Source organism: Diaphorobacter aerolatus (assembly GCF_014489535.1).
Classification (GTDB): domain Bacteria; phylum Pseudomonadota; class Gammaproteobacteria; order Burkholderiales; family Burkholderiaceae_C; genus Diaphorobacter_A; species Diaphorobacter_A aerolatus.
Window position 1 is genome coordinate 3036998 of sequence record NZ_CP060783.1, and the last position, 12644, is coordinate 3049641.

At 60.4% G+C, this 12644-nt stretch carries 8 protein-coding genes and 5 pseudogenes; 8 read left to right on the top strand and 5 right to left on the bottom strand.

Annotated elements, in window-relative coordinates:
* The first annotated feature begins 159 nt into the window (after positions 1-159).
* The gene (locus H9K75_RS14125; protein ID WP_187723138.1) at positions 160-657 is read left to right on the top strand and encodes an NUDIX hydrolase; all 498 of its coding nucleotides are present in this window, start codon (positions 160-162) and stop codon (positions 655-657) included.
* Here the strand turns inward: H9K75_RS14125 and H9K75_RS14130 are convergent.
* Both H9K75_RS14130 and H9K75_RS24825 read right to left on the bottom strand, forming a co-directional pair.
* Positions 641-1534, bottom strand: coding sequence for a LysR family transcriptional regulator (locus tag H9K75_RS14130; RefSeq protein ID WP_187723139.1), 894 nt, complete (start codon positions 1532-1534; stop codon positions 641-643). The genes H9K75_RS14125 and H9K75_RS14130 overlap by 17 nt on opposite strands.
* A 101-nt stretch (positions 1535-1635) precedes the next feature.
* Positions 1636-1770 (bottom strand): hypothetical protein, encoded by a 135-nt coding sequence (locus tag H9K75_RS24825; RefSeq protein WP_264293803.1) that lies wholly within the window; start codon positions 1768-1770, stop codon positions 1636-1638.
* Positions 1771-1842: 72 nt separating this feature from the next.
* On the opposite strand from H9K75_RS24825, the pseudogene H9K75_RS14135 reads away from it, so the two are divergent.
* Positions 1843-2298, top strand: a pseudogene (locus H9K75_RS14135) (LysE family translocator).
* 85 nt (positions 2299-2383) lie between these two features.
* Here H9K75_RS14135 and H9K75_RS14140 read toward each other — a convergent pair.
* Positions 2384-3201: pseudogene (locus H9K75_RS14140) on the bottom strand (FadR/GntR family transcriptional regulator); the annotation flags it as partial.
* A 366-nt stretch (positions 3202-3567) separates the two neighbouring features.
* Here H9K75_RS14140 and H9K75_RS14145 point away from each other — a divergent pair.
* The 6 genes and pseudogenes from H9K75_RS14145 to H9K75_RS14170 all read left to right on the top strand — a co-directional run bounded on the left by H9K75_RS14145 (position 3568) and on the right by H9K75_RS14170 (position 9949).
* Complete coding sequence (locus tag H9K75_RS14145) at positions 3568-4770, top strand: ABC transporter substrate-binding protein (protein WP_187723140.1); 1203 nt, start codon at positions 3568-3570, stop codon at positions 4768-4770.
* 268 nt (positions 4771-5038) lie between these two features.
* A pseudogene (locus H9K75_RS14150) lies at positions 5039-5898 on the top strand (branched-chain amino acid ABC transporter permease).
* Between the two features lie 17 nt (positions 5899-5915).
* Positions 5916-6913, top strand: a pseudogene (locus tag H9K75_RS14155) (branched-chain amino acid ABC transporter permease).
* Entirely contained in the window at positions 6910-7695 is a 786-nt protein-coding gene (locus H9K75_RS14160) for an ABC transporter ATP-binding protein (RefSeq protein WP_187723141.1), read from the top strand. Before H9K75_RS14155 ends, H9K75_RS14160 begins: the two are co-directional and overlap by 4 nt.
* Positions 7692-8410 (top strand): annotated as a pseudogene (locus tag H9K75_RS14165) (ABC transporter ATP-binding protein). The gene H9K75_RS14160 and the pseudogene H9K75_RS14165 overlap by 4 nt, the downstream one beginning before the upstream one ends.
* A 21-nt stretch (positions 8411-8431) precedes the next feature.
* Positions 8432-9949, top strand: coding sequence for a M81 family metallopeptidase (locus H9K75_RS14170; protein WP_187723142.1), 1518 nt, complete (start codon positions 8432-8434; stop codon positions 9947-9949).
* A gap of 38 nt (positions 9950-9987) precedes the next feature.
* On the opposite strand, the gene H9K75_RS14175 is transcribed toward H9K75_RS14170, so the two are convergent.
* Both H9K75_RS14175 and H9K75_RS14180 read right to left on the bottom strand, forming a co-directional pair.
* A protein-coding gene (locus H9K75_RS14175) for an IS3 family transposase (RefSeq protein WP_187723143.1) occupies positions 9988-11249 on the bottom strand; the annotation gives its coding sequence in 2 pieces (ribosomal slippage) (positions 9988-10905 and positions 10908-11249; 1260 coding nt in all).
* A 179-nt stretch (positions 11250-11428) separates the two neighbouring features.
* Positions 11429-12628: a TIR domain-containing protein gene (locus H9K75_RS14180; protein ID WP_226858212.1), complete on the bottom strand. Its 1200-nt coding sequence runs from the start codon at positions 12626-12628 to the stop codon at positions 11429-11431.
* Between the last annotated feature and the right edge of the window lie 16 nt (positions 12629-12644).

Below are 12644 nucleotides of genomic sequence, written 5' to 3' on the forward strand. Positions count from 1 at the left end.
CGATTGCGGCCGCGCACCTCATGTCACTTGGTGGACCGCGTCCATGCTCCGATGTGCGACATCACGTAGAAATACGGGTTTGCGCGGCAATTTGTTATCAAGTGTGTGTTTCCATACATGCGATCCGGGCAGGCAAAGCCCGCTTGCCATAATGCGCGCATGCCAAATCGCTGGAAACCCAACGTCACCGCAGCAGCCGTCATAGAGCGCGATGGTCACTTTCTTTTGATCGAAGAAGACACGGCCGATGGCCTGCGTCTGAACAACCCCGCAGGACATCTCGACCCGGGCGAATCGCCCGTGCAGGCCTGCGTGCGTGAAGTGCTGGAGGAGACGGGTTTCGACTTCATTCCCGAGGCCCTGGTCGGCATCTACATGAACCGCTTCGTGCGCACACGCACCGGCGACGACATCACCTACATGCGTTTCGCGTTCAGCGGCAAGGTGGGCGCGCACCATGCCTGGCGATCACTGGACGATGGCATCGTGCGCGCGGTGTGGATGACGCTCGACGAGATCCGGGCCACCGCCACGCGGCACCGCAGCCCGTTCGTGCTGGTTACCATCGAGGACTACCTGCGCGGCCAGCGCTATCCGCTCGAGATGGTGCATACCGATGTGAGCGTGTTTCATTCGCCGTTCAAGATTTCTGCGTAGGCTGGATCGTCAGCAGCCATTGCAGCAGCAATGCATGAACGCTGTCTGGCGCGGCGGGAGCGCGCGCCAGCAGGCAATACCTTGAGCCGTCCTCGACGAAGCCAAGCGGTGCAGTGAGCACGCCGCTTGCAAGATCATCGCGCACCAGCTCCCGCGTGCCGATCGCTACGCCAAGACCGGCGATCGCCGCCTGCAGGCTGAAGTAGAAATGATCGTATTGGTGCGGTCGCGACTGCGTAGGCAGCTTTCTGCCCGTGATGCGCGACCAGGTGCGCCATGCATCGGGCCGGGTGCGTGTGTGCAACAGCGGGGTTCCGGCGCGCAGTTCCTGTCGGGATGTGAACCAGCGTGCAACGAGTTCCGTGCGGCAGACAGGCCCGGTTTCCTCGGCAAACAGCATGTCGGCATGCAGCGCATCACCCCAATCGAAATCGTCGCGACGTATCGCCAGATCGATGCCATCGCCGAACGAGAATGAACCGCCGCCCGCGATCAGATGGATGTGGGCGCGTGGATGCGAGCGTGCCAGTTTGCGTACAAACGCGGGCCAGCGCGGCAGCAGCCAGCGCATGAGCAGCGTGGGCTCGCACGAGAGCGTGAGGCGCAGCTCGTTCGGCGCGCTTTCGCGCAGCCGCATGCAGGCATGACGCATGCGCTCCATGCCCTCGCACACGGCCTGCGCCAGCTCACGTCCGGAATCGGTGAGAAACACGCGCCGATGGCGACGCTCGAACAGCGCGATTCCCAGATCTTCCTCGACGCTGCGCACGGCGCGGCTGATCGCACCATGCGTGAGATGCAGCTCTTCGGCTGCTCGGCCAAAGTGTTCGAGCCGCGCTGCGGCTTCGAAGCAGCGCAGCGCGTTGAGCGATGGCATGCGAGAAGAGGGGGTTCCATCGGTGAGCTGTACTCACCATTTCTGTCAGAAATCATCGTTGGATTCTCCACCCAAAGTTTATTAGCATCCAGCACATGTTTTCAAAGGATGGATGGCGCTCTCATGAACGAATGGCTCACCGTGATCACGATTACCACGCTCGCGGTGATCAGCCCCGGGCCGGACTTCGCGATGGTCTCGCGCAACGCGCTGGTGCTCACTCGTCGCGCGGGCATGCTCACCGCCGTGGGCATCGCGCTCGGGTGTGGGTGCACGTGGGCTACACGTTGCTTGGCGTGGGGTTGCTCATGCGACAGTCGCTCCTGCTGTTCAGTATCGTCAAGCTGCTCGGTGCGCTGTACCTGATCTATCTTGGCGTGCAGATGCTGCGCGCAAGTTCCGGCGACCGCAGTCTGGGCAAGGAATCACTCAAGCCTTCGTGACCTGGCGGCGCTGCGCACAGGTTTTCTCACCAATGCGCTAAACCCAAAACCACGGTGTTCATCGTAAGCCTGTTCATGCAGGTGGTGCAGCCGCAGACTTCGCTCGGCGTGCAACTGGCCTATGGCGGCTTCATCTCGGCAGCGCATCTGGTGTGGTTTGTGTTGGTCGCCTGCTGCTTTTCAGCGCCCTCCGTGCGGGAGCGTATGCTCGCGGCGCGTAAATGGATTGATCGCGTGTTCGGGCGGTGCTGGTCGGGTTGGGTGTGGCGTTGGCCGGGTCTCGCGCCGGGTAGGCAAAAAAAAAGGCCGGCACGCGCGTAAGCGCTGCATCGGTGTTTTCAGGTAGCGGCGACACGGGAGCGCGGTGCGCCTGCGGGCCTGACCGGCGTGGAGGCTTCGGCATGGGCTGCGCCCGGGTGGTGAACGACGCTGTCGCGCGGGAGCTGCGCAGGGAGTCGGCATCCAGAATCAATCGGCCCTGAACGCGCCCCTTCATGCGTTTGACCGAGCGCGTTGCATCCTGCATGTGCTGTTGCATCAGCGCGCGCACGCGTTCGACGTCGCGTGCCCGCGCGGCGGCGACGATGTCGCGGTGGTAGTTGGCGTTTTCCTCGCCAAAGCGGCGGTGTTCTGCCTGCGGCGTGCGGTTGCCGAAGACGATGAGCTGGCGAATCATTTCGTTGATCAGCTCGCAGGTGAAACGCAGAAAAGGATTCGGGTTCGCAGCCGCCAGAATGTCGTGAAAGTTCACGTCTTCGCGGCGCTGCATGATCAGGTTTTGATGGCCGACGACGGATCGCAGCACGAGATGCTGTGTTCAAGCTCCTCGAAATCCTTGTCGGTGAGATGCGGCACGGCGCCCGCAGCCAGTTCGGGCTCGAGCATCAGCCGCACGGCGTAGATGTCGTCGATCGACACCTCCTTGAAGAACAAGTAGTTCTGCATGAACTGCAACGTGCGATCAAGCGGCACTTCAACAATCGTTCCACCGCCCGACGGCCCCGTGGAAATCGTCACCAGACCCTGCACCTCCAGCGACTTGAGCGCCTCGCGAATCGTGCCCTTGCTGACCTCGAACTGAGCCTGCAATTCGCTCTCGCGCGGAAGTCTGTCACCGGGGCTCAGGTTGCGCTCGGTGATCATGCGTTTGATTTCCTGGGCCACGAGATCAGAGCGTTTGAGCTGCTTGATCGCCATCGATGAGGAAGACTTTCTGGTTGCCATTTGGAATCTGTTGATGGCCGCAAAACGGCCTTGAAATCGCGCGTTGCCAAGTGAAAGAAGTATGCACGTCAAACACGCGCCACCACCATCATCTAGGGTTTGTACGCGTCATATTTGTTCTATTTGTCACTATAAATAGGATGCTAGGGATGCGCTGCACGAAAGGCTTGGCACGCTGCCGGTGCGGATCGGGGTGGGATGAGATGCGAGGCGCAGGCCGCCCGAGTTCGCGCCTGCCGGGCATCGATCCGATTCGTGCAGGGCATCCCTGAGAGTGCGCGTGTTTCCGGAGGGGTCTGGCACGCATCCTGCTCCGATAACAAGGCAGGCCATGTTGGCCTCGATTCCACTTTGGAGACTCACGTCATGCAACGTCGCAACTTCCTGCAAATGTCCGCTCTCGGCGCGCTCCCGGCGTCCCTTGGCCTTGCTCACAGCGCATGGGCGCAGGCCAAGGACACCATTCAGTTCGGCTGTCCCGTGCCCATGTCCGGTGCGTTCGCGGCCAATGGCAAATACGCAGACCTGGGCATGAAGCTCGCGATCGAGCAATACGGCAAGGCGCTGAACCGGCCGCTCGGCTACACGCTGCTGGACACCGAGGGCAAGCCAGCCACCGCCATCCGCAAGGTGCAGGACGCATCGCAACAAGGCACGAAATTCTTTGCCGGTGGCATTCTGTCGTCGGAATCGCTGGCCATGGGCAAGGAAGCCGAGAAGGCCGGCGGCATCTTCATCACCACCGCCGGTGCCGATGAAATCACCGGCAAGGATTGCAACAAGGCAACGTTCCGCTGGTCGGTGCCCACCTTTGGCGCCATTGAGCAGACGGTGCGGCCGCTGCTCGATGCCCACCCCAAGGCCAAGCGCGTCTACACCATCACGCCGCAATATGTGTTCGGCGACGGATTGCTCGGCGCGGCCAAGAACATCTTCAAGGAGCGTGGCATCGAGCACGTGGGCAACAGCTATCACTCGCTCACCGAAAAGGAGTTCAGCGGCTACCTGACCAACGCCGTTGCCGCCAAGCCCGATGTGTTGCTGATCCTGAATTTCGGACAGCAATCGTCCGACACGCTGCGCCAGGCCGTGAGCTTCGGGATGAACAAGAACATGACCATCCTGATCGCATGGGCCTCGGGTCTGGAGCAATTCGAATCGCTGGGCGCGGACCTGTGCGACGGCATCTATTTTGGCGCGCAGTACTGGCACACCGTCGATGCGCCGCTGAATCTCGACCTCGTCAAGCGCTGCAACGACAGGTTCAAGCACAACCCCAACTACAGCCTGGCCGGTTCGTACATCTGCACCAAGCTGATGATCGACGCCATCGTCAAGGCCGGCACCGTGGACACCAAGGCCGTGATCGCCGCGATGGAAGGCATGAAATACCAGGGGCTGACCGGCGACGAGGAAATCCGCAAGGCCGACCATCAGGTGCTCAAGAACTACTACCTGCTCAAGGGCAAGGCCAAATCGAAGATGAAGAACAAGGACGACTACGCCGACATCGTCAGCTCCGGAAAGTCGTTCCTCGCGGTCGACCAGACCGGTTGCAAGATGACGTGATCGAAGCCGGGCGGTGCCAAGTTTGCTCATCTGCCTCGGGCGACAGGACGGAAGGGAGGGGAACCCGCTCCCCATCTCCCTCGCCCCCGTGGGGGAGAGGGCCGGGTGAGGGGGCTTTCGTCCAGCGCAATGCGCCGTCAAACGCTGCCGTCACCCTCACCCCAGCCCTCTCCCGCTTGCGGGAGAGGGAGGAAAACCGGCACGCGTTCGCGCTCGTTTCCATGCCCATCCATCGCAACCGCACGGCTTCGCGAGCCAGCACAATGACATGAGCATCTATCTGCTTCAGACGATCAACGGGATCGGCATCGGCATGCTGTACTTTCTGTTGGCGGTGGGCCTGTCCATCGTCTTCGGTCTGCTGCGCTTCGTGAATTTTGCGCATGGAACCTTTTATCTTCTGGGTGCTTATTTCTGCTACCAGATGGCGCAATGGGGAATGAGTTTCTGGCTCTCTCTCGTCGTCGTTCCCGTAGCGGTGGGCGCGATTGGCTGGATCACCGAGAAGCTGATCCTGCGCCACGTGTATTCCAAGCCGCACGAGTTCCACATCCTCATCACCGTGGGCTTCGCGCTTGTCGTTCAGGAAATCGTGATCATGATCTGGGGCCCGCTGGGCGACAGCGTGGCGACACCCGATCTGCTCAACGGCGTGGTGATGTGGGGAAGCTTCATCTACCCCAAATACCGGCTGTTCGTGATTGGTTTCACCGCCGTGCTGGCTGTGATCATCTGGTGGGTTCTCGAAGGCACGCGCCTTGGCAGCATCGTGCGCGCGGGCAGTGAATCCACCGAGATGGTGTCGCTGCTCGGCACCAATATCCTGGCCATCTTCAGTCTGGTGTTCGGCCTTGGCGTGGGGCTCGCGGCGCTGGCCGGGGTGCTCGCTGCGCCGATTCGCGGCGTGAGCCCGTTCATGGGCGTGGAGGCGCTGGGCGTGGCCTTCGTGGTCGTGGTGGTCGGGGTCTCGGCAGCTTCAGCGGCGCGCTGGTCGGAGGGCTGCTGATCGGCGTCGTTCAAAGCCTGATGAGCACCATCTGGCCGCCGGGCGCGAGCCTGATGATCTATGTGGCGATGGCGGCGGTGCTGCTGCTGCGTCCCAACGGCCTGCTGGGTCGCCAAGTCTGATCGAGGAGCGCCACACCATGCAGGCAAAACATTTCGAGTTCCTCATTGCGGTGGTGATCGTGATCGCCATGCCGCTGTTCATGAAGTCGGGCTCCCTCGCGAGCGAGGTGCTGATCTACGCGTTGGCCGCCATGGCCTGCAACCTGCTGCTCGGCTACACCGGGCTGTTGTCGTTCGGGCAGGGCGTGTTCTTTGGTCTTGGCAGCTACACGCTCGGCATCATGCTCACGCGTCTGCCGATTCCCATGCCGCTGGCGCTGCTTGCCGCCGTGGTGATGGGCGGCCTCGGCGCGGCCCTCGTCGGCTGGGTCGCGATTCGCCAGAAAGGCACTTATTTCGTGATGCTTACGCTCGCGTTTGCGCAGATGTTCTATTTCATCGCCTACAGCGCAAGCGATCTTACGGGTGGCGATAACGGCCTGATGGACATTCCGCGCAAGTCGCTGTCCATCGGCGGACAGACGATTCTTCCGCTCGAGACGCCGTGGCAGTACTACGGTTTTGTGGCGGTGTTGTTCCTTGTCGTCTATTGGCTGTTGCGGCGCGTCTGTGATTCGATCTTTGGTCGTACCTTGCTGGCCGTGCGCGACAACGAGGAGCGCGCCGCCGCCGTCGGCTACAACCTGCGCCTTCTGAAACTGCAGGCGTTCGTGATATCGGGCGCCGTGACCGGACTGGCGGGCGCGCTGCACGCGTTGATGACCGGTATCGCGCCGCTGTCCAATGCGGAATACCACACCAGCGAAATGATCCTCGTGATGACCGTGATCGGTGGAACGGGCAATCTGCTCGCATCGCTGCTCGGCGCGGCGTTCTACGTACTGCTTGGCGACTGGCTGTCCACGCTGTGGCCGCGCTGGTTGCTGATCCTCGGGTGGTGCTGATGGTCGTGAGTCTCGGCATGCAGGGCGGCCTGTGGGGACTTTGCCAGCGACTGTGGAATCTGGCGCGCGGGCGCAAATCGAAGGATGCAGATGCTGCGGCGCAGGCCGATGCCAAGGGAGGTCGCGCATGAACACGACGACGGCCGGCAATCCGGTGCTGCTCGAAGCCGTGGGCGTCGAAAAGCGTTATGACAAATTCGTCGCGCTTGGCGGCGTGGACATCCGGGTTCGCGCCAACACGGTGCATTCGGTGATCGGCCCTAACGGCGCCGGAAAGACCACGCTGTTTCACATGCTTACCGGCACCAAGACCGTGAGCGGCGGAAAAATCGTTTTCGACGGACATGACGTAACGCGCGAGCCAGACCATGTACGGGTGCGCCGAGGAATGGCGCGCTCGTTTCAGGTCACCAGCCTGTTTCTCACGCTCCCGGTGCGCGAAAACCTGCGCCTCGCGGCCCAGGGCGTATCGCCAGCGCAGGCGCTCAACTGTTGGCGCGAACCCGTGGGCGACCTCGCCCGCGCCGACACCGTGGGCAGCGTGCTTGCCAAGATCGGAATGGAGCGCTTTGCGGGCACACCGGCAGGAAACCTCTCGCATGGGCAGCAGCGCCGCCTCGAAGTGGGCATGGCGCTCGCGGCGCGTCCCAAGGCCATTTTTCTCGACGAGCCGACGTCGGGCATGGGTATCGATGATCTCGAAGAAATGAAGCACCTGATCCAGAGCCTGAAGGACGATCACACGGTGGTGCTGATCGAGCACAACATGAACATCGTCATGGATATCTCGGACACCATCACCGTGATGCAGCAAGGCCGGGTGCTGGCCGAGGGACTGCCCGACGACATCCGCAACGACGACCGGGTGCGCAAGGCCTATCTGGGCAACATGATCACCGGAGGCAAGGCATGAGCGCGAACGGCACGTCCCTTCTCCAGGTCGAGGGCATTCATGCGCACTACGGCAAGAGCCACGTATTGCAGGGCGTATCGCTGCATGTGAACGATGGCGAACTGGTCACGCTGCTCGGGCGCAACGGCGCGGGCAAGACCACCACGCTCAAATGCATTGCGGGCGCGATGCTGCCCACGCAAGGTCAGATCCGCTTTGCCGGCGCGCTGACCAGCAGGCTCGCAACGCATCAGGTCGCCCAGCGCGGCATCTGTCTCGTACCCGAACACCGGGGCATCTTCAAGCTGTTGACCGTGGAGGAAAACCTCATGCTCGGCCAGCGCAAGAGTTCGCCATGGCAGCTCGGCGATATCTACCGCATATTTCCGCGCCTGAAGGAACGCCGCACCAACGGTGGCGGCCAGCTCTCGGGTGGCGAGCAGCAGATGCTCTCCATCGGCAGGGCGTTGATGAACGCGCCGCGCCTGCTGATGCTCGACGAGCCCGTCGAAGGCCTCGCACCCGTGATCGTCGAGGAGATCGTTGCGCAACTCAAGGTGATCAAGGCCTCGGGCGTTTCCATCGTGCTGGTCGAGCAGAATCTCGAAGTCTGCACCCAGCTTGCGGATCGCCACTACATCGTCGAGCAGGGGCGGTGGTGCACGAGGCGACGAATGCGCAGTTCATCGCGGACGACGCGGTGAAGGATCGGTATCTCGGCGTCGGCATGGCTTGATTGGAGCTGGAGAATTTTGCAATGAGTAGCACCGCAACCCCGAACCAGAAGAATACCAAGAAAAAGTTTCTGATCGCGCGGCTGAACCACGAGACCAATACGTTCTCGCCCGTGCCCACGCCCCTTGAAGCCTTTTCTCCCAGCTTTGACGCGCAGGCATATCACGCCAACAAGGGCATGCGGACCGCGATGGCGGCGTTCATCGATCTGGCCGAGGCAGAAGGCGCAGAACTGGTCACGCCGGTTTCGGCGATGGCCAATCCGAGCGGCCCGGTGCATGCAGATGCATATGACGCACTCACGCGCCGCATCGTCGAAGCCGTGCCCGGCTGCGACGCCATCCTGCTCGACCTGCATGGCGCGATGGTGGCCGAAAACAGCGAGGACGGCGAAGGCGATCTGCTCGAACGCGTGCGCGCTGCGGCAGCGCCCGGTGTGCCGATCGGCGTGGCGCTCGACCTGCACGGCAACGTCACCGACAAGATGGTGCGCAATGCCGATGTGATCGTAGGCTTCAAGACCTACCCGCACATCGACATGTATGAAACGGGCGAGCACACAGGCCGCCTGCTGCTCGGGATGTGGCGCGGCGAGGCGCAATACGAGGTGATCTGGAAGCCCCTGCCGCTGATGAGCCACACGCTGCGCAGCACCACGCTCGACGGTCCGATGAAGGACGCGTGCGAGCGTGCAAAGCAGATGGAAAATCAGGGCCTGCCCGCCGTCACCGTGTTCGGCGGATTCTCGCTTGCCGACATTCCCGCGCCCTGCATGAGCGTGGTCGCCACGATCAAAAAGGGCACCGCTTCGGCGCAGCAGCCCATCATCGATGCATTCGCCAACCACATGATCTGGCAGCGCCGCGCCGAGTACGTGTACGACAGCGAGCCGCTCGAGACATCACTCGCCCGCGCGCGGCAACTCGCGGCCAGTGCCAATGGCAAACCCGTGCTGCTGCTCGATCATGGCGACAACTGCATGTCGGGCGGCACCTGCGACACCATGGACGTGTTGCAGACCGCGCTCACGCTCGGCATGGACGGCATCGCCGTCGGCCCACTCTGCGACCCCGAGGCCGTCGCGCAGATATTCGCCGCAGGCGAAGGCGCAGAAATCGACATCGCGCTCGGCAACAAACGCTCGCTCGCCCATCTGAGCATGCACAAGCAGCCCGCGCAACTGCACGGCGTGGTGCGCAAGCTCAGCGATGGCAGGTATGTCGTCAGCGGCCCGATCTACAACGGCATGGAATGCCATATGGGCCGCACCGCACTGCTCGATATCGGCGGCGCGCAGATCGTCGTGACCGAACAGACCCACGAGCCGTGGGACCTGGGCGTGTTCACTTGCGTGGGCGTGGATGCCACGAAGGCCCGCTACCTGCTGCTCAAGTCGCGCATGTATTGCAGACCGGTGTTCGTCCCACTTTCGGCCGGCCTGGTCGAATGCGACAGCCCGGGCGTGACAACGTCGGACTATTCGCGGTTTGCGTTTGGGAAGGTGAAGAGGCCGGTGTTTCCGTTGGATGAGGATGTGTAGGGGCGGCGGTTTGTGCGCATCAAATGACCCGTCCTAAATTACGTTGACACTTTAGACGGTTGAACATTCCGGAGTAATTCGGCCATAGACGCCCGGTGCACAGCATTGGGCGTCTGCATTTTCAGCGATGTGTGCAGTCTCTCGCAGTTGTATATCTGCACGGACTCCTTCACCATTCGCCTGGCCTGGGCCAGATCGGCTGGCCTTTGAAGTAGTAACTCACCTTTCAGGATTCCGTTGACCCGCTCGGCCAGTGCATTCTGGTAGCAGTCGTAGCCATCGGTCATCGAGCACGTCACCCCGTGACGCTTGTGCAACTCCTGGTAGTAGTCTGCGCAGTATTGAATGCCTCTGTCCGAATGATGCGTCAGTGGTTGCTGGCTTTGTCGTGCTTTCAATGCGTTCTTGAACGCCTGCGCCACTTCCTGCGTCTGCAGGCTTGCGTGGACATGCCAGCCCACGATCTTGCGTGAGTAGGCGTCTGTGATCAGGCTCAGGTAGACGAACTTTCCCTGCGTGGGCAGGTAGGTGATGTCCGCCACCCAGACTTGCTCGCTTCTTGTGGCCTGCTCCTGCTGTGGCCCGCCCTTGAGCAGGTTCGGGTGGCGCCTGAAGCGATGATGGCTGTGAGTTGTCTTGTGATAGGCCCGCTTTGGCGCAACAAGCATTCTGGCGTTGCGCAGCACATCAAACAGCGCGTCCCGTCCCATCGCTATACCCGCCTTCTGTAGCGGAACCTCCAGCATTTTCTGGAGCTTGCGCGTGCCCACCCGGGGTTGGCGCATGCGCTCGTGTTCAACAAGTTGCACGACCGTCTGGGCCTGGTTCATGCGCGCGGCGTGGCGCTGGCAGCCCTGGTAATGCGCCTGACGGCTCATGCCCATGTGTTGGCAAGCTCTGCTCACACTCAGTCCTTGGACGAGTTTTTCCTGGAGAACTTGCCCAAAGGCTTTTTTACGACACGCACTCCGTAGTCTTTGCGAAGCACATCGATCACTGCTTCAAACAATTGCGCCTTCTGCTGAGAATCCTTGAGCTGTACTTCAAGCTCCTTGATCCGTTGCTCAGGCGTGAGTGGCTGAGGTTCTTTATCTATCCGCATGGCAGCAGATGATGCACCAACACTCCAGCCCAGTCGCCCGTGTTTGCGCAACCACACCAACACGGTCGATCTCCCCTGAATGCCGTATTTGCTTTGCGCTTGTCTGTATGTCAGCTCGCCTTTTTCTACCTGCTCCACCACCGCCAGCTTAAAAGCCAGCGTGTAGTCGCGCTGCGTACGTTTGATCTCTGATTCCATCTCGCTTGCCTTTTTTGCAAGTCCAAGGTGTCAACTTTATTCAGGACGGGTCAAAATCGATTGGGGAAGGACTGTGTTGGCGGCTTGCGGCCAGAAGCGGACGGTGGTGGTTAGGAAGGGCTGACGATCAACGATGTTGCTGAGAGGGCTCGGCGTCATCGAGCCAATGGGGCATTTTTTTATTCGTGAGACGGAGCAGCCAAAAGCTGCAAGCCGTTGGCTTGCAGTGCATCAAGAAGGTCGTAGAAGGAAACGTCAACACTCCATCGGCCCATTGCATAGGCGCTCACCTGGTATGGAGCAAAAAGAAATGTGAAGTGATCTACACTGACTGTAAAAGCTGCGAAATTCTCCGCGTTCGGGCCAGCTCCTGACTGAAACCACTTCATCTGATCGTCGTCGGGTTTCTGACCCATTCGAATCCAGCACTCTCGGCAGAGGGCAGCTATGCATAGTTCGCTAATGCGTTTGATAGCTTCTGGACCGTCTTTGAAAAAGTCTTCAAGACTAAGGATGTGCAACTGATCCTGTATGGCGAAATTGAACGTTTCGAAGTGCGAGTTGGGGTGCGCCGCTCCCGCGCTATACCAACCAACTTCATATGTCAGACTCAGAAGTTGAGTAGTGGCGTGGACGACCCCAAAGCCGTCCCATCGGCCATTCATTGCAGAAAATCCGTCAATCTCTGGGTAGATATCAGGTGATTGATCCCAAGGTTTTTGACGGGATTCGATTAGCGTTTTGGCTGCTCGTCCCGCAAAGAAGAATGTGAGCTCTTTTGCAATGTCCGAGAGAGATGCTGACTCAAACCGAGGATATTCAATTTTTATGTCGTGTCCGGGAGCACCTTGCCACTGCTCCTCGAATTTCTCGGTAAACACTCGGAACGGGCCGGCGTCTAAACCTCTGGCTAATTCGATGGACTGCTGCTCGGCAGCGAGCTTCAATGAGGCTTGGACTTGCTCCCAAGCTCCTGCGGTACTCAGGTCAACGTATTGAAGTCGTCCGGCAATGTGACTAGGAACTTCGCATGGCTCAAGGAGCAGCGGAATCACATATATGTCCGTAGGTTGCTTGTATCTGAGACGTTCGATAGCGTCATTGGCCTCGCGTTGCACAAAACCACGTTTGTTGACGCTTTGTTTGCTCAACAAGAGAACAACTACGTTTGCATCGCTGAATGCTCTGTCGATTTCTGCCTCCCAGTTCTGACCGGGAAGCAGGTGTTTTACATCCATCCAAGGACTAGTCCCATCCTGGATAAGAAGGTCGTAGTATTTCAGCGCGAGATCCCGATCCTCTTTCGCATAACTCACGAAAATCTTAAGTGACACAGCAGCTCCTATAGTTTCAAAGACCGTAGCCTGCGCACGAGGCATTGCTCATATCATTGCT